At 65.7% G+C, this 16,730-nt stretch carries 13 protein-coding genes; 9 read left to right on the top strand and 4 right to left on the bottom strand.

Annotated elements, in window-relative coordinates; all coding sequences use genetic code 11:
• The 9 genes from ACWIEX_RS24710 (at position 1) to ACWIEX_RS24670 (ending at position 11,458) form a co-directional block, all read left to right on the top strand.
• The gene (locus ACWIEX_RS24710) at positions 1-2,046 is read left to right on the top strand and encodes a hydantoinase/oxoprolinase family protein (protein ID WP_454035555.1); all 2,046 of its coding nucleotides are present in this window, start codon (positions 1-3) and stop codon (positions 2,044-2,046) included.
• Complete coding sequence (locus ACWIEX_RS24705; RefSeq protein ID WP_454035554.1) at positions 2,046-4,034, top strand: hydantoinase B/oxoprolinase family protein; 1,989 nt, start codon at positions 2,046-2,048, stop codon at positions 4,032-4,034. Before ACWIEX_RS24710 ends, ACWIEX_RS24705 begins: the two co-directional genes overlap by 1 nt.
• Positions 4,031-4,774: an SDR family NAD(P)-dependent oxidoreductase gene (locus ACWIEX_RS24700; protein WP_454035553.1), complete on the top strand. Its 744-nt coding sequence runs from the start codon at positions 4,031-4,033 to the stop codon at positions 4,772-4,774. The genes ACWIEX_RS24705 and ACWIEX_RS24700 overlap by 4 nt, the downstream gene beginning before the upstream one ends.
• 25 nt (positions 4,775-4,799) lie before the next feature.
• Complete coding sequence (locus tag ACWIEX_RS24695; protein ID WP_113584135.1) at positions 4,800-6,368, top strand: ABC transporter substrate-binding protein; 1,569 nt, start codon at positions 4,800-4,802, stop codon at positions 6,366-6,368.
• A 49-nt stretch (positions 6,369-6,417) separates the two neighbouring features.
• The gene (locus ACWIEX_RS24690; protein ID WP_454035552.1) at positions 6,418-7,407 is read left to right on the top strand and encodes an ABC transporter permease; all 990 of its coding nucleotides are present in this window, start codon (positions 6,418-6,420) and stop codon (positions 7,405-7,407) included.
• On the top strand, positions 7,407-8,246 hold the full coding sequence (locus ACWIEX_RS24685; protein WP_454035551.1) for an ABC transporter permease: 840 nt from the start codon (positions 7,407-7,409) through the stop codon (positions 8,244-8,246). Before ACWIEX_RS24690 ends, ACWIEX_RS24685 begins: the two co-directional genes overlap by 1 nt.
• A 2-nt stretch (positions 8,247-8,248) precedes the next feature.
• Complete coding sequence (locus ACWIEX_RS24680; RefSeq protein WP_454035550.1) at positions 8,249-9,253, top strand: ABC transporter ATP-binding protein; 1,005 nt, start codon at positions 8,249-8,251, stop codon at positions 9,251-9,253.
• Positions 9,246-10,232, top strand: coding sequence for an ABC transporter ATP-binding protein (locus tag ACWIEX_RS24675; protein ID WP_454035549.1), 987 nt, complete (start codon positions 9,246-9,248; stop codon positions 10,230-10,232). Before ACWIEX_RS24680 ends, ACWIEX_RS24675 begins: the two co-directional genes overlap by 8 nt.
• A gap of 71 nt (positions 10,233-10,303) precedes the next feature.
• On the top strand, positions 10,304-11,458 hold the full coding sequence (locus tag ACWIEX_RS24670; RefSeq protein ID WP_454035548.1) for an MFS transporter: 1,155 nt from the start codon (positions 10,304-10,306) through the stop codon (positions 11,456-11,458).
• 116 nt (positions 11,459-11,574) lie between these two features.
• Here ACWIEX_RS24670 and ACWIEX_RS24665 read toward each other — a convergent pair whose 3' ends face one another.
• The 4 genes from ACWIEX_RS24665 to ACWIEX_RS24650 all read right to left on the bottom strand — a co-directional run bounded on the left by ACWIEX_RS24665 (position 11,575) and on the right by ACWIEX_RS24650 (position 16,704).
• A complete protein-coding gene (locus tag ACWIEX_RS24665) occupies positions 11,575-13,236 on the bottom strand; it encodes an ABC transporter ATP-binding protein (protein ID WP_454035547.1) in 1,662 nt (553 codons plus the stop codon).
• Positions 13,233-14,051: an ABC transporter permease gene (locus tag ACWIEX_RS24660; RefSeq protein ID WP_454035546.1), complete on the bottom strand. Its 819-nt coding sequence runs from the start codon at positions 14,049-14,051 to the stop codon at positions 13,233-13,235. The genes ACWIEX_RS24665 and ACWIEX_RS24660 overlap by 4 nt, the downstream gene beginning before the upstream one ends.
• A 50-nt stretch (positions 14,052-14,101) precedes the next feature.
• On the bottom strand, positions 14,102-15,046 hold the full coding sequence (locus tag ACWIEX_RS24655; protein WP_454035545.1) for an ABC transporter permease: 945 nt from the start codon (positions 15,044-15,046) through the stop codon (positions 14,102-14,104).
• A 116-nt stretch (positions 15,047-15,162) separates the two neighbouring features.
• On the bottom strand, positions 15,163-16,704 hold the full coding sequence (locus ACWIEX_RS24650) for an ABC transporter substrate-binding protein (protein ID WP_454035544.1): 1,542 nt from the start codon (positions 16,702-16,704) through the stop codon (positions 15,163-15,165).
• Positions 16,705-16,730 lie beyond the last annotated feature (26 nt).

Here is a 16,730-nt window from a genome sequence, read left to right as displayed (position 1 = left end):
ATGGGCTATCGCATCGGCGTCGATATCGGCGGCACCTTCACCGATTTCAGCGTGCTGGACGAGGCGACGCTGAACCTGCGGACACTCAAGGTTCTGTCTCGTCCCGATGCGCCTGGAGCCGAGGTGCTTCAGGGGCTGGACGAGATCGAGAAGCGCTTCGGCATCGCGCCTTCGCAGGTCAGCTACTTCACCCACGGCTCGACTGTCGGCGTGAACAGCATCATCCAGGGCAAGGGCGCCAAGCTCGGGCTCATCGTCACCGCGGGTTTCCGTGACGTGCTCGAGCTGGCTCGCCTCAAGATACCGGATCCTTACGACCTGTTCTCGCGCCGGCCGGTTCCGCTCGTTCCACGAGACCGGGTGGTTCCCTTGCTGGAACGCATCAATGCGGATGGCGTGGCGGAAATCGTTCCGGATCCGGCAGCGATCGCCGCGGCCCTCGAGCAGGCGGAGGCAAGAGGCGCCGAAGCGATCGTCATCGCCCTGCTTCACAGCTACAAGAACCCGGCTCATGAGCGATTGGTCAAAGCGGAGATCAATCGCCTGCGCCCTGACCTGCCGGTTTTCTGCTCCGCAGACGTCTGGCCGATCGTCAGGGAGTACGAGCGGACCATCACAGCCTGTATCCACGGCGCGGTGCAGCCACGGGTGTCCCATTATATCGGCCGCCTCGAGGACGCCCTGATCGAGCGGGGCGTCGTTCCGGCGCCGATGATCACCAAGTCGAATGGCGGCGTCATGACCGCGGCGGCCGGCAAGGTTCGCAGCATCGAGATGCTGTTGTCCGGCACGGCTGCCGGCGTGATCGGTGCAGGCTTCACGGCCAAGCTGGCCGGCTTCCCGAGGGTCATGAGCCTCGATATCGGCGGCACGAGCGCCGACGTCGCCCTCCTGAAGGACGGTATGCCCGATTTCCGCTCCGGCGAGCTCGTCGGGGCGTATCCGATCTATCTTCCGACGGTCTCGGTGTCCTCGATCGGCGCCGGCGGAGGCTCGATTGCGTCGGTGGACGCATTGGGGGTGCTGCGCGTCGGGCCCGAAAGCGCCGGCTCGACGCCGGGGCCCGCCTGTTACGGCCGAGGCGGCGAGCGGGCGACGATCACCGATGCCTTCGCAACGATCGGCGTGCTGGGCGCCGGCGGGCTCGGATACGGAGCCGTCAATGTCGACCGCTCCCGCGCGCTTGCCGCGCTCGAGCCGCTCGCCAGGGGCCTCGACCGCTCGCCGGAGCTCGCCGCCGAAGCCATCATCCAGCTCGCCGTCGCCAACATGTATCGCGAGACGAGCCGGCTGTTCTCCCAGGTTGGCGAAGAGCCGAGCGGCTACGCGCTGCTGGCATTCGGTGGCGCTGGCCCCATGCTTGGCTGCCTGCTGGCCGATGCCATGGGGATGCAGTCGGTCATCATCCCCCAGACTCCAGGTGTCCTGGCCGCCCTGGGAGGCCTTCTGGCCGATCTGCGATCGGACTTCGTGCGCGTGGTCTTCCTCGATGTCGGCCCGAGCTCAGTCGACGGCTTGCGCCGGGCGATGGACGATCTCGCCAAGGAAGCGCGCGCCTGGCTGATCGAAGGCCAGGGCGATGCAGGCGAGGCCATGCTGTCGATCACGGCAGACATGCGCTACCGCGGCCAGTCCTATGAGATCGAGACGCCCCTGGAGCAGTCCTGGGTCGTCGATGGCGATCACGGCGCCATCGCCGCTGCCTTCCACAAGCGCCACGCCGAAATCTACGACCACTCGGACGACGCGGCGGATGTGCAGATCGTTGCAATCCGCGTCGTCATCGCCGGCGTTACGCCCAAGCCCCACTTCGCGGAACAGCGCGTGACGGAGCGGCAGGTTCAGCCCGGGAAGCTGATCCCGATCGTCCATCAAGGCTCCATCGTCGAGGCCGGACTCTTCGATCGCAACGACCTGTCCCCGGGCTCGTCCTTTGCCGGTCCGGCGGTGATCCTGCAGGACGATACGACGACCTGGGCTCCGCCCGGTTTCGAGGGCCATGTCGATGGCTTCGGCAATCTGATCTTGAAGCGGAGTGCGATCTGATGGCGGCGCTGGATCCGGTCACGCTGCAGATCCTGAAGAGCCATTTCGAGGCTGCGGCCGAGAGCATGGCGTTCACGCTTCTGCGCACAGCCCATTCCGCTTTCGTCAAGGAGACGGAGGATTTCACCAGCGGATTGACGACGCCGTGCGGGCAAACCTTCGCCAGCCCGAAGGACCTCGGCGCGACCTGGTTCATCGGGCTCGACTACAAGGGCGCGATCGACGCCATCGCGGACTACAAGCCCGGCGACATCTGCATCACCAACGACCCGTATTCCGGCTATGTCTGCACCCACGCCCCCGACATCCACCTGTGGATGCCCGTCTTCCATGAGGACAGGCTGATCTGCTTCGCGGTCGGCCATATCCACAATACCGATATGGGTGGCGCCGTGCCGGCCTCGCTGTCCCGCGCGCTCACGGAGGTGCAGCAGGAAGGGATCCGGATTCCCCCCATGAAGCTGGTTGAAGCCGGGGTGATGAATGAAAGCGTGTTGCGCATCATGCTGCGCAACGTCCGCATGCCGGATCAGAACTGGGGCGATCTGAAAGCCCAGATCGCCTCGCTCAAGACCGGTGAACGCAAGATCCGCGAGGCCGTCGCACGATTCGGCGTCGATACCGTCTGCGCCGCGACCTATGGCGTGCTCGACCTGGCGGAGAAACAGGCGCGTCAGCTCTTCGCGTCGATGCAGGACGGGGATTACGATTTCACCGACTACATCGACGAGGACAGCCCGGGCGGCATCCCTTGCCGCCTGAAGCTGTCCGTCAAGGTGCGGGGCGACGAAGCGATCTTCGACTTCACGGGCAGCGACCCGCAGCTGCAATCGGCGTTGAACATGCCGACCGGCGGCCTGCCGCGTCATATCCTGCCGCTCGTCGGCTACAACTACGTCGTCTATTCGCTCGATCGAACAGTCGCTCTCAACATGGGGCTTCTCCGCCCTGTTAAGTGCATTCTGCCGGAAGGGTCCGTCGTCAATCCGATCTACCCGGCGGCCACGGGCATGCGCAGCCTGACATGCGTGCGCATCCAGGGAATGGTCATCGGAGCCTTCTCGCGTGCGATGCCCGATCGCCTGCCCGCGGGCCCCGCGGGCGGCGGCGGCATCCTGAACGTGCGCACCACGGACAGTCGCACGGGGCGCCTGGCCATGGCCTCGATCAATCCCATCACCGGCGGCGGAGGCGGGAGCTCGTTCGAGGACGGGCAGGACGGTTCCAACTCCTTCCTGAAGAACACGCCCGTCGAGATCACCGAGGCGGAGGTGCCGATCCGCGTCCGGAGCTATGAGCTTGTGCCGGATTCCGGCGGTCCTGGTCGCTATCGCGGTGGCCTTGCGGCTCAGATGACCTTCCAGATGTTCACGCCGAACTCGGTCGTGACCGCCCGGAACCGCGACCGCGTGCGCTTCTCCTGCTGGGGGCTCGAAGGCGGGCTGCCAGGCTCGACCTGCAGTTTCCATCGCGTCAACGGCAACGCCAAGCCGGAAGCTCTGGGGAATACCGACGTGGTTCGCTGCGGACCCGGCGACGTGCTGACCATTTCGGCTGCGGGAGCAGGCGGCTGGGGCGATCCGTTCGAGCGCCCGGTTCAGGACGTCCTGGGCGACGTCCTCGGGGGCAAGGTCACCGAGGGCGGCGCCAGAGCCTATGGCGTGGTGGTCGAGGACGGTGTCGTCGACGAGGCTGCCACCGAGGCTCTGCGGTCGGCACCGCGGGAGCGCATCAAGGGCATGACCTTCGACCCCGAGAGGCTGAGCTTCGAGCGCATCTGGTCGGATGCCGTCTGGGACCGGCTGTCGCAGCAGTTGTTCGCCCTGCCGGTCGAGTGGCGCTTCTTCGTCAAACACGAGCTCTTCGCGGCGGTGAATGCCGATGGCGCCGCCAGCAAGGATCCGGTCGCGGCGTTGGAACGGGCCTTTGCCGATGTTCTGGAGCAGTACCCGCAGATCCTGCCTCGTCAGCTGGAGGATGCGGCGTGAATATCGAGTTCGCCAATCAGACGGTGCTTGTCGCCGGAGCTGCCCGCGGGATCGGCCGCGGCATCGTCGAGGAATTTGCGGCGAGGGGTGCCCGGGTTTTCGCGGCCGATCGACTCAAGGAGGAGATGGCCGGCCTGCCGGCGCACCCGACGCAGCTCGACCTGCTCGACAAGGCAGCGGTCAACGGTTGGATTGCGGAGGCCGAGAGGATCAGCGGGCGAGCGCCTGACGTCCTTGTCTATGTAGCCGGCGGGGTTCTGGGGCAAAGCGCGAAGCCGCTCGAGGAGGTCGAGGAGGCGGACTGGCGCGCCGTGCTCGACGTCAATCTGACCGGCGCCTTCCTGTCGTCCCAGGCGGTTTGCGCCGGCATGAAGGCCCGTGGCAAGGGGCGGATCGTGCTGATCGCCAGCGGTGCGGGGCTGCGCACCTCGCTGACGGGCATCCAGGCTTACGCCTCCGCCAAGGCTGGCGAGATCGGGCTGGCGCGCCAGCTCGGGCAGGAGCTCGGGCCATTCGGGATCACGGTCAACGCAGTTGCCCCGGGATTCCAGCGCACGAGCCCGGACTATGAGCGGCAGTGGCAATCATACTCGGCCGAGCGGCAGGAAAACATGATCGCCAACACGGCCCGCCGCCGTCCGGGGACACCGCAGGACATCGCCTACACGGTGATGTTCCTTGCCTCCGACTATGCGGACTTCATCACAGGCCAGGTCGTTTCGGTGACCGGCAGTCCTTGAAACACGATAACAATGGAGGGACGGCATGACGACGACACGGAGAGACGCACTTAAAGCAATTGCGGGTTCGGCAGCCCTGACCTCGTTCTCGATCGAGGGCGTTCTGGCGCAGGCCGGCGGCAAGTTCGTCTACGCGAACAACAGCCCGTACGACAATCTCGACCCGCACACCATTTTCGACACGGCCCGCGCCGCCTCGCGCTTCAATCTCTATGACGGGCTCTACCGCTGGGTCGACAATCCTCCCAAGATGATCCCATGGCTCGCGGAAAGCCATACCGTCTCGGATGACGGCAAGGTCTACACGTTCAAGCTGCGGCAGAATGCCAAGTTCCACGATGGCAAGCCGCTGACATCCGCCGACGTCGTCTATTCGATCGAGCGCATCCTCGCTCTCAAGAAGGGCCCGGCCAGCCTCTACCTCGCCAGCATCAAGCCCGGATCGACACAGGCGCCCGACCCGCACACGGTCGTCTTCAACCTGAATGCCCCGTCAGCGATCTTTCTCACGACGGTGCCCGACATCCTCGTGGTCAACAGCGCGCTGGTGAAGGCTAATGAGAAGGATGGCGACTGGGGCGAGGCCTGGCTCGCCAGGAATGAGGCGGGTTCCGGATCCTATGCCCTGCGCCGGCATGATCCGGCCGTGGGCTTCACCGCACGCCGCTTCGCCGATCATTTCGCAGGCTGGACCGGGCAGCCTTTCGATGACCTGGAATTCCGCACGGTGCTCGAGACGAACACGCGCGTGCTGGGCCTGATCCGCGGCGATTTCCAGGGCGCCGACGGCTACCTTCCCTACGATCAGATCCAGCGGCTCCGGCAATCGAGCAACGTTCAGATCATCGAGCAGGAATCGATGCGCGTGTTCATCCTGGCGCTGAACTGCACCAAGCCGCCGATGAACAACCCGAACTTCCGCCGCGCGCTGGCCTATGCCTTCGACTATGACGGCTTCATCAAGAGCATCATGAAGGATTCGGTTTCGCGCAATCCGGGGCCGAACCCGAACAACATCTGGGGCACGCCGCCCGGCCTCAAAGGCTACAGCTACAATCTCGACAAGGCCCGCGAAGAGCTGAAGAAGGTGACGGAGCCGCTGCGGCCGATCACCATCAATGCCCTTGCCGGCTTCAGCGAGTCGGAGCAGGCGGCGACGCTCTTCCAGAGCACCCTGCGCCAGATCGGGGTCGAGGTCGTGGTCGAGGTCTCGCCCTGGTCGCTCGTCTCCACCCGCATGCGCAAGGCCGACACGCAGGCGGATATCGTGCCGCTGTGGAAGAGCACCTACTATGTCGATCCGAACAACTGGGTCGGCGAGCTCTATGGCACGCGCTATCACGGCACGCGCACCTTCTCGTATTACAGCAATCCCGAATTCGACAAGCGGCTCGATCGGGCGCTCGTCTCGGCAGACCAGGATGAACGGCGCAAGCTCTACGAGGAGATGACCCAGATGGTGAACGACGATGCCGCCGGCATCTTCGTCTACAACACCCGCTGGTACGGACCCTATTCGAGCAAGGTCGAGGGCATCCGCTTCTCACCGGTCAGCAACGGCCAGGATATTCGCTGGGCGTCCCTGAAGCGCTGAGCGGTTCTCGACTGCTCCAACCGGAGGCACCGCCATGAACTGGCTGTCAATGGTGGCGAACCGATTGCTTTGGTTCGTGCCGACGCTCGTGGGGCTGCTCGCGATCGTGTTCGTGCTGTCGCGCGTGATCCCCGTCGACCCCGCGGTTCTGGCCGCGGGGGAGAATTCCTCGCCCGAGCAGGTGCAGCAGGTGCGCGAGCGGTTCGGGTTCGACAAGCCATTGCCGGTGCAGTTCGTGAATTACCTGCGCGACATCGCGCAGGGCAATCTCGGGGTCAGCCTCTTCACCCAGCAGCCCATCGTCGACGACCTGAAATCGCGTCTGCCCGCCACGCTGGAGCTGACCATCTTCGCGGTCCTGATAGCGGGTTTCATCGGCATTCCCCTTGGGGTCCTTTGCGGCCTGCACCGCAACTCGTGGATCGATCACGTGCTTCGGATCGTGACGGTTTCGGGCCTGGCCGTGGCCTCCTTCTGGCTGGCGATGCAGTTCCAGTTCCTGTTCTCGATGAAGCTTGGGTGGCTGCCGCTGTCCGGTCGCATCGAGGGATTTCCGCCGGAGACGGTGACAGGCCTCATGCTGGTCGACGCGATGATCGAGGGCGATCGCGAGATGATCGGCTCCGCCTTCCGGCACATCATCCTGCCGACGCTGACCCTGGCCCTGCCTGCGGCGGCCACGGTCGTTCGCTTTACCCGAAACGGCGTCATCGGCGTGATCGGCTCGCCGTCCGTAGCCTACCAGACGGCGATGGGGCTGCCGCGCCGCCTGATCGTCTGGAAATACGTGCTGCGCATGGCATTGACCGCCACCGTCACGCAGCTCGGCCTCATCTTCGGCATCCTCCTGGCAGGCGCGGTCGTGGTCGAGACCGTCTTCGACTGGCCGGGTCTCGGCGCCTATGCCGTGCGCTCGATCCTGCAGTCCGACTACAACGCCGTGATGGGCTTTACCCTCTGCACCGGGGCATTGTTCGTCCTCATCAACCTGCTGGTGGATATGCTGCAGGCCGCGATCGATCCGCGGGGGGCTGCGTGATGGATCTCCTCAAGCGCCTCACCAGGGACAAGGCCGCTTTCATCGGGTTGAGCCTGTTGAGCCTTCTCGTGCTGGCTGCGCTGTTTGCGCCGCTGCTGGCTCCCTTTCCCAACGATGTCTTCGATTTCCACATCGGGAACCGGCTTCAACCGCCCTCGGCCACCGCTCTTTTCGGCACCGACCGCATGGGCAGCGACATCTTCAGCCGCATGCTGTTCGGCGCCAGGATCACGCTGATGCTGGCGGGCATCGCCATCGGCTCGGCACTGGTCATCGGCGTGCCGATCGGGCTCATCGCCGGCTACTACCAGAACTGGGTCAGCGACGCGCTGATGCGGATTGCCGAGATCTTCCTGGCCGTGCCCCAGATCGTCCTGGCCATCGCCATCGCGCAGACGCTCGGGCCATCGATCGAGAACGTCATCCTGGCGCTCTCGCTGACCTACTGGCCGTTCTGGGCGCGGCTGGTCTATGCCGAGACGCGTTCGATGCGGAACGAGGTCTTCGTGGAGTCCGCCGTTGCGCTCGGAGCATCGCCCTGGCGGGTCATCGTCCTGCACATCCTGCCGAACATCGCCTCGCCGATCATCGTCCGGACGTCGATCGGCATGGGTGCGACGATTCTCACCGCGGCGACGCTGGGCTTTCTCGGGCTTGGAGCGCCGCCGCCCACGCCCGAATGGGGCCGGATGATCGCCGAGAGCCGCGAGTTCCTTCCCGAAGCCTGGTGGTACGCGCTCGCTCCGGGCATCGCGATCTTCCTGACGGTGCTGGGCTTCAATCTCTTTGGCGACGGCCTGCGCGACATCCTCGACCCGCGCACGCGGCGCAGCGTCTGATCATGAGCAATCTTCTCGATATCCAGGCTCTGTCCCTGGGCTTCCGAACCGAAAAGGGCATCGCCAAGGTGCTCGACCGGATCGATATCAGCGTGAAGCCGGGAGAGATTGTCGGCCTGGTCGGAGAGTCCGGCTGCGGCAAGTCAACGCTTGCCCGAGCCATTCTCGGGACGCTTCCCGAAGGCCAGACGGAGATCAACAGCGGACATATCCGGCTCGATGGTGTCGATATGCTCTCGGGCGGCAAGGCGGCCGAACATCTGCGCGGCCGGGTCGTGACCTTCGTCCCGCAGGACCCCTTTGCGAGCTTCAATCCGCTGTTCCGGATCGGTACCCAGATCCAGGACCTGATGCGCTTCAAGGCCCCGCGCGACGGCGGGGGAGGTTTCGGCCGCTCGCGGAAGGCCGACGAGGCCAGCGCGATCGCCATGCTCGATGCGGTTCAGCTGCCGCAGCCGAAAGCGATCCTGGCGAAATACCCCCATCAGCTCTCGGGCGGCCAGCGTCAGCGCGTGATGATCGCCATGGCGCTGCTCCCCCAGCCCCGGATGATCATCGCCGACGAGCCGACGACGGCCTTGGATGTGACGGTTCAGGCGCAGATCCTCGGGCTGTTGCGCCGGCTGGCGGTCGAACGCGGCGTATCCGTCCTGTTCACGACCCATGATCTCGGTGCCGCCTGGGAAATCTGCGACCGCATCGTGGTGATGTATGCCGGGCAGACGGCGGAGATCGCTCCGCGCGAGCAGTTCTTCGGCGATCCCCGCCACCCGTATACCCGCATGCTGCTCGACAGCCTGCCGTCCCCGGGGCGCGATCCCGTCGGCATTCCCGGCGGTGTCCCCAGCCCCCTCAAGGCTCCCGGCGGTTGCCGCTTCAATCCCCGATGCCCCCGCGCAACGGACATCTGTCACGAGACCAGGCCGGCGCTGACGACGGGTTCCGATGGCCACGCGGTTGCGTGTCATCATCCCTGGTCGGCCAAGGCGGAGGGTGCGCATGTCTGAGCGCGATAATCCCGCGATCCTGGAAGTCGACAACCTGGCCCGGCACTTTCCGGTCCGGGGTTTCCTCAACCGGCAGGTCGGCAGCCTGCGCGCGCTGGACAACGTCTCCTTCGCGGTCGAGCCGGGCGAGATCCTGGGAATCGTCGGTGAATCCGGCTGTGGCAAGTCCACGCTCGGCAAAACGCTCATGGGTATCCACGAACCCAGCGAGGGCGAAGTCCGGATGCTCGGCGAGAGGATCGCCTCGCCGGGCCAGAAGCGCGCTGCGCGAATCCGGGCGCGGCTGCAATATGTCTACCAGGATCCCGGCGCGTCCCTCGACCCGCGCTGGACGCTGCGTCGTTCTCTCCACGAGCCGCTGATCATCCACACGGACTGGCCGAAGGAGAAGCGGGAGGCAAAGGTCAGGGAGATCGTGAAGGCGGTGGGATTGCCCGTCGAGCACCTCGATCTTTACCCCCACGAGATCAGCGGCGGCCAGCAGCGGCGGGTCGGCCTGGCCCGGATCCTGGTTCTCGGGCCGGAACTGGTCATTTTCGACGAACCCACGTCGGGGCTCGACGTTTCCGTCCAGGCGACCGTGCTCAGACTATTCCGCGACCTCAAGTCGGAATTCGACCTGACCTATCTCTTCATCAGCCACGATCTCGCCGTCGTGCAGTCGATCTGCGACCGGGTGATCGTCATGTATCTCGGCAGGATCGTCGAGATCGGGCGGACCGCCGAGGTTTTTGCCGCGCCGCGCCACCCCTACACGCAGGCCTTGCTGTCGGCTGCCCCTGTGATCGGCGGGCCCCGCGTCACTGAGAATTTCTCCCTGCAGGGCGAGCCGCCCGATCCGTCCAATGTGCCGAGTGGGTGTCGCTTCCGGACGCGCTGCCAATACGCGACATCGGCATGTGCCGAGATCGATCCGGAGCTGGATGATGAAGACGGTCACGGTACCGCGTGCTTGCGCTGGCGCGAGTTGAGCGTGTGAAACCTGGGCCCCTGGAGACCGGGTCCGCTCCATCATGGCGGCTCGCTCTCGCCACCATGGTTGCGGTGCAGATGGCTACGGCCTTCCTCAGCCGCATCCCTCCCACGATCGCGCCGATCCTTGCCGCCGAGCGCGGCTGGTCGGATTCCGTGGTGGGTTATCTCGCCAGCCTGAACACGCTGGGGTCGATTCTCTTCCTCGCCCTGGGCGCGCCCTATCTGAGAGCTCTCGGCTCCGTGCGGGCGCTCCAGGCCGGGCTGATGATCGGCATCCTGGGGCTGGCGCTTTTTCTTCCGAGCTGGACGATCGCGGCATGTCTGGCCTCGCTCCTGATCGGAGTTGGCTACGGGCCGTCTTCGCCGGCGGGTAACGATGTCCTTCATCGAACGGCACCTCATGGCCGTCGCAGCATGATCTTCTCGATCAAGCAGGCTGGCGTGCCCCTCGGAGGGGTCATCGCGGGGCTCGCCTTGCCACCTCTCGCAGCGGCCTATGGCTGGCGCGTCGCCCTCCTGGCATCGGCAGTCTTCGTGCTTGCCATCATCGCCAGTGTCCAGCCGATGCGAGAGGCGCTCGATCGTGATCGGGAGAGGGGTCTGAAATTCGGGCTCGGAGCCATCCTCTCCGTCTCCAATCTGGTGACGCCGATCAGGACGCTGACAGCGTCCTCGACGTTGTTTCGTCTGGCGGCAGCAGGCACCTGTCTGGCCTTGGGGCAGGGGATCTGGTTCGCCTATCTCATGACCTATGCGGTCTCGAAGCTCGGCTACAGCCTTGAGACCGCCGGCGCGCTCTACGCGTTGATGCAGGCTACGAGCGTCGCCGGCCGTGTCTTTCTCGGTTGGCTGTCCGATCACCTGGGAGCTCCGCGGCTCCTGTTGCGCATGATCGGATTGGCGTCGGGCGCGACGTCACTGACTTTGGCCCTGGCGACGCCGGAGTGGTCCTTCCCCATATACTGCATCATCGCAGCGATCGCCGGCGTTACCGTATCGAGCTGGAACGGCGTCCAATTGTCCGAAATCGCGCGTGCTTGCCCGCCAAGCCTGGTTCGGGAGGCGTCTGCCGCCGCGACGCTCGTCATCTTCCTCGGTTACGTCGTGGCCCCATCGGCCTTTGCGATGGTGCTGAGCCTGACCGGCCGCTTCGACCTCGGCTTGTTCGCCTGTGCGCTGTCGGGCGTGATCTGCTTCTTCATCGTACCTCTGGACAAGCGCGGCGCGTAGTCGTGAAGGCAGCCGCTCCGGGGCGCTTTTGTTTCGGGTTCGGATCGCCCCGATTTTACGCCGTCATTCCGGGCTTGACCCGGAATGACGGCGCGTTTCTTTCAGGCGAGGCGGGCTCACCCGACGATTTCCCTGTCGTTCTCTGCCCGCCTCCAGAACAATCTGACGCCGCCTTCCGATGTGGCTTCGAGGCCCGGGACGGCTGCGAGGAGCTTCTGGGTGTAGGGGTGCCTGGGGTTGTCGAAGATGTCGTCGCGGGGCCCTTCCTCGACGATGCGGCCGTCCTGCATGACGATGACGCGGTCGGCGACCTGCTCGACCACGCCGAGATCGTGGCTGATGAACAGGCAGGAGAAGCCGTGCTTCTTCTGGAGTTCGTCGAAGAGCTCGAGCACCTGCGCGCGGACGGTGACGTCGAGCGCCGAGACCGGCTCGTCGGCGATGACGAAGCTCGGCCGGCGCACGATCGCGCGGGCGATCGCGATGCGCTGGCGCTGGCCGCCGGAGAGCTCGTGCGGATAGCGCTCGGCGAAGCCGTTGCCCAGGCCGACCTCGGTCAGGACCTCGGCGACGCGTGCCTTGCGGTCGGCCGGACTCATGTCGGGGACGAGCCTGAGCGGCTCGGCGACGAGCTGCCGGATCGTCATGCGCGGATCGAGCGAGGAGTAGGGGTCCTGGAAGACCATCTGGCAGTTCAGCCGGTAGTCCCAGTAGGCGGCGTCGCTCTTCTCGATGGGCTTGCCGTTGAAGCGGATCTCGCCGCCAGCCGGCTTGACCAGGCCGGCGATCGACTGGCCGAGCGTGGTCTTGCCCGAGCCCGAGCCGCCGACCACCGCGACGACCTCGCCGGGCTGCACATCGATGCTGATGCCGTGCAGCGCGCGCTTGGCTTCGCCCTTGCGGAAGAAGCCCTGCCGGCCGGGATAGTCGACGACGAGGTCGCTGACCGCGACGATCGGCGTCTTCGCCTCCGGCAGCGGACGCGCCGGCGAGCGATGCGGCATCGCCGAGAGCAGCTTGCGGGTATAGGGGTGCTGCGGCCGGGCCAGGATGTCCTCGGCCTTGCCCTGCTCGACCACGTCGCCCTGGGACATCACGACGATGCGGCTGCAATAGCGGGCGACCATGCCGAGGTCATGCGAGATCAGCAGCACGGCGGTGTGGTTGGCCTTGGTCAGCTCGACCATCAGCTCCATGACGTCGCGCTGGACGACGGCGTCGAGCGCGGTGGTCGGCTCGTCGGCGAGCAGCAAGGCCGGCTTCAGCAGCATCACCGAGGCCAGCATGATGCGCTGGCGCATGCCGCCGGAGAACTGGTGCGGATAGGCGGTGAGCGCGCCTTCGGGATCGCGCAGGCCGACGCTGCGAAGCATGTCGAGGATCAGTGCCCGGCGGGCGGGGGCGTCGAGCTTGCGGTGCAGGGCCAGCCCCTCGTCGAGCTGGCGCCCGATCAGCATCGAGGGGTTGAGCGAGGTCATCGGCTCCTGGAAGACCATGCCGACCTTGGCGCCGCGCATGGTGCGCAGGTCCTTCGGGCTCATCGCCATGACGTCCTGGCCGTCGAAGCGGATCGTGCCGCCCTCGAGCCGGACCGCCGGCGGGATGAAGCCCATCACGGCCCGCGCGGCGAGCGTCTTGCCCGAACCGGATTCGCCGACGATGCCGACGATCTCGCCCGGGAAGACCTGGAAGGAGACGTCGTTGACGACGGTGCGGCCGGAGGCGCCGATCCGGAGCGTGAGATTGGCGACGTCGAGGAGAGGAGCGGTGGTGTTCATCGCGAGCCCCTCATCCGCGGGTCGAGCCGGTCACGCACGGCGTCGCCGAGCAGGTTGATGCCGAGCAGGGTCAGCGAGATCGCGAGGCCCGGGAAGATGCCGAGCCAGACGGCCTGGCCGATATAGGGCCTGGAACCGGCGAGCATGTTGCCCCAGGTCGGGGCCGGCGGCGGCACGCCGAGGCCCAGGAAGGAGAGCGCGCTCTCGGCCAGCAGCACATAGCCGAACATCGAGGTCGCCAGCACGGTGAGCGGCGCGATGCAATTCGGCAGGATGTGGCGGGCCATGGTGAAGCCTTCCGAGTTGCCCATCACGCGCGAGGCGGCGATGAACTCGCGCTCGCGCAGCGAGAGCACGGTGCCGCGCACGACGCGGGCGACCGAGGGTGTATAGGCAATGCCGAGCGCGACGATGATGCCGTATTTGTTGGCGCCGACCACCGCGAGCAGGCCGAGCGCCAGCAATATGCCGGGGAAGGCGAGCAGGGCGTCGTTGAAGGCCATGATGATGCGGTCGGTCCAGCCGCGCATATAGCCGGAGAACAGGCCGATCAGCGTGCCGAAGACGACGGCGAGGGTGACCGTCAGGATCGAGATCCAGACCGAGGTCGCGGCCCCCGCCATCAGGCGCGAGAGCACGTCGCGGCCGAACTCGTCGGTACCGAGCCAGTGCAGCGCGGAGGGCGCGGCGAGCTTCTCGCGGAAGGAGAGCTTGAGCGGATCATAGGGCGTCCAGAGCGCGCCGATGCAGGCGCTCACGAGCAGGATGCCGATCAGCGTGCCGCCGACGATCGCATTGGGAGCGGGGAGCTTCATGCGGCGGGGCTTCTTTAGGGTGCCGCTACCCGTCGTTGCGCTGTCGGTGCTCATTGCGCCGTCACCCTTGGATCGAAGACCGGGTAGCAGAGGTCGATGACGAGGTTCACCAGCACGTAGGTGAAGGCGACGAAGAGCATGCAGCCCTGGATCACCGGATAGTCGCGGGCGAAGATCGCATCGACCAGCAGGCGCCCGAGGCCGGGGATGGTGAAGACCGTCTCGACCACCGCGATGCCGCCGAGGAGATTGCCGAGCACGAGGCCGATCAGGGTCCAGGTCGGGCCGAAGGCGTTCTTGAAGGCGTGGCGCCAGAGCACGGCGCGCTCCGAGAGGCCCTTGGCGCGGGCATGGGTGATGTAGTCGAGCCGGAGCACTTCCAGCGTCGAGGCCCGCGCCATGCGCAGGATCACGCCGATCTCGTGCAGGAACAGCGTCATGATCGGCATGACCAGATAGAGGATGCCGGCCCACGGGTTCTCGGCGATCGAGACATAGCCGACCACCGGCAGCCATTCGAGCTTGAGCCCGAAGAACAGCAGCAGGAGCAGGCCGAGCCAGAAGGTCGGGATCGAGAGCAGCAGCGTCGCGGTCGCGACCAAACCGAGATCGAGAGCCGAATCCTGCTTCCAGGCGGCGATGACGCCGGCCGGCACCGCGACGCAGCTCGCCAGCAGCACGGCGACGAGCACGATCTGGGCGGAGACCCAGAAGCGCTGCAGGATCAGCGGCAGCACCGCCTGCTGCGACGAGATCGATTGGCCGAAATCGCCGGTCAGGACATTGCCGATCCAGATGCCGAACTGCACCGGCAGAGACTGGTCGAGCCCGAGCCGGGCCCTGAGATCGGCCAGGCTCGCCGGCGTCGCCAGATCGCCCAGCATCAGCTGGGCCGGATCGCCCGGGATCAGGCGGATCAGCACGAACACCGACACCGCGACAATCAGCAGCGTCGGCAGCGCCATCCCTATCCGCGTCAAAGCAAATCGAAACATCAAAGGCCCTCCCAAGCCTCAGAGCATTCCCGCATCTTCTTCTATGCGAACCGGGGCTCGCTTCGCTCGAAAATGCTCAAGGCCGGCCCCTCCGGATGGCGGAGCCGGCAGTCGCCTCACTTCGAAACGCTGACTTCCCAGAGGCGCAACTGGGACGCCCAGGGCGTCACGCCGCTCACCTTCTTGGAATGGGCGATGATGTCGAGGTCGTTATGGGTGAAGATGGTCGGGACCTCGTTGATGAAGCGCTTGTGCAGGTCGTCGAAGATCTTCTGGCGCTCAGTGGTATCGGTCACCACCATCGACTTCTGGATCAGGGCGAGCGCCTCCGGCTCCTCCCAGATCTTACGCGGCTGCTTGTCCTTCGGGCCGGCGATCTGCTCGAATCCGAGCGCGGGGTCGAAGCGGCTCGAATAGGAGAAGGACTGCATCTGGTAGTTGCCCTTGTTGTAGCGATCGAGCTGCGTCGCCCATTCCAGCACTTCGATCTCGGCATTGATGCCGACCGCCTGCATCATTGCCTGGGCGATGACGGCGGTGTTGAAGCTCGGCACGCTGGAGCGCTTGTTGGCGAGGATCGTAATCTTCTCGCCCTTGTAGCCGGCCTTCTGCAGCAGCGCCTTGGCGGCGGCGGGATCGTATTTGAAACCCTGCTTCTCGACATCGCCATAGTATTTCGAGGTCGTGTAGACCGGCGAGTTGTTGGGCTTGCCGAGACCGTTCGAGACATTGGCGACGAGCTCGGGGAAATCGATCGCGGCGGCGATCGCCTGGCGCAGAGCCTGGTTCTTCATCACCGGGTCACGCGTCTGGATGATCAGCCCGTGCCGGACCGGGTTCGGCGCGATGGCGAGCGCGACATTCGGGGCGTTCTTGAGGTCGGGCACGTCCGATTCCGGCATCAGGGCCATGTCGAGCGAGCCGGCGAGCAGGCCAGCCTTCACCGTCGCGGCATCGGGGATGACCATGATGCGGGCTTCCTTCACCAGCGGGCGCTTCGAGCCGATATAGCCGTCGCGCTTGTCGCCCTTCGGCGAGACATACTGGTCGAAGGCGAGGAGCTGAATCGACTGGGCGCGCTTCCATTCGCCGAGCATGAACGGGCCGGTGCCGATCGGCTTGTCCCAGCTGCCATCGGCCTTGACCGAATCCTTGTGGATCACGGCCGTGCCGCCGCAATCGGCGCGGGCGAGCGTGTCGAGGAAGAGCCCGTTCGGCGCGTTGATCTCCATCACGACGGTGTCGGCATCCGGAGCCGAGATCTTCTCGACCTTGAGGCCGTTGCGCCCGTCGAAATCGGAGATGCAGCGCCAGTCGGTCTTCGGATCCATGTAGCGGTTCCAGCTCCACAGCACGTCGGCCGAGGTCATGGTGGCGCCGTTATGGAACTTCACGCCCTTGCGCAGGCGGAAGGTGTAGGTCTTTCCATCCGGCGAAATCTCGACTTTCTCAGCGAGCAACGGGCCGACCGAGCCGTCCTCGGCATAGCCGACGAGGCCCTCCACCATGTGAAGCACGACGGAATCGGTATTGCCGTCGCGGTTCACGCCCGGATTGGTCGAGCGGATATCGGCGTTGAGCACGGCCGTCAGCGTCTGGGCCTGCAGGGCTCCGGCCGAGAGGGCCAGCGCGGCGGCGGAGACAAGGAAGCGCTTCATGGTGTTTCCCCTGTAGTTCTTATGGC

It is taken from the genome of Allobosea sp. NPDC055353, assembly GCF_053644975.1.
Note: the sequence above shows the minus strand (reverse complement) of the source record. Positions and strands in the feature narration are given on the sequence as shown.

Bases quoted from the DNA above. Each gene is read 5' to 3' on its own strand.
- ACWIEX_RS24710 (WP_454035555.1), top strand. From the start codon at position 1: ATGGGCTATCGCATCGGCGTCGATATCGGCGGCACCTTCACCGATTTC.
- ACWIEX_RS24705 (WP_454035554.1), top strand. From the start codon at position 2,046: ATGGCGGCGCTGGATCCGGTCACGCTGCAGATCCTGAAGAGCCATTTC.
- ACWIEX_RS24695 (WP_113584135.1), top strand. From the start codon at position 4,800: ATGACGACGACACGGAGAGACGCACTTAAAGCAATTGCGGGTTCGGCA.
- ACWIEX_RS24690 (WP_454035552.1), top strand. From the start codon at position 6,418: ATGGTGGCGAACCGATTGCTTTGGTTCGTGCCGACGCTCGTGGGGCTG.
- ACWIEX_RS24685 (WP_454035551.1), top strand. From the start codon at position 7,407: ATGGATCTCCTCAAGCGCCTCACCAGGGACAAGGCCGCTTTCATCGGG.
- ACWIEX_RS24680 (WP_454035550.1), top strand. From the start codon at position 8,249: ATGAGCAATCTTCTCGATATCCAGGCTCTGTCCCTGGGCTTCCGAACC.
- ACWIEX_RS24675 (WP_454035549.1), top strand. From the start codon at position 9,246: ATGTCTGAGCGCGATAATCCCGCGATCCTGGAAGTCGACAACCTGGCC.
- ACWIEX_RS24670 (WP_454035548.1), top strand. From the start codon at position 10,304: ATGGCTACGGCCTTCCTCAGCCGCATCCCTCCCACGATCGCGCCGATC.
- ACWIEX_RS24665 (WP_454035547.1), bottom strand. From the start codon at position 13,236: ATGAACACCACCGCTCCTCTCCTCGACGTCGCCAATCTCACGCTCCGG.
- ACWIEX_RS24660 (WP_454035546.1), bottom strand. From the start codon at position 14,051: ATGAAGCTCCCCGCTCCCAATGCGATCGTCGGCGGCACGCTGATCGGC.
- ACWIEX_RS24655 (WP_454035545.1), bottom strand. From the start codon at position 15,046: ATGTTTCGATTTGCTTTGACGCGGATAGGGATGGCGCTGCCGACGCTG.
- ACWIEX_RS24650 (WP_454035544.1), bottom strand. From the start codon at position 16,704: ATGAAGCGCTTCCTTGTCTCCGCCGCCGCGCTGGCCCTCTCGGCCGGA.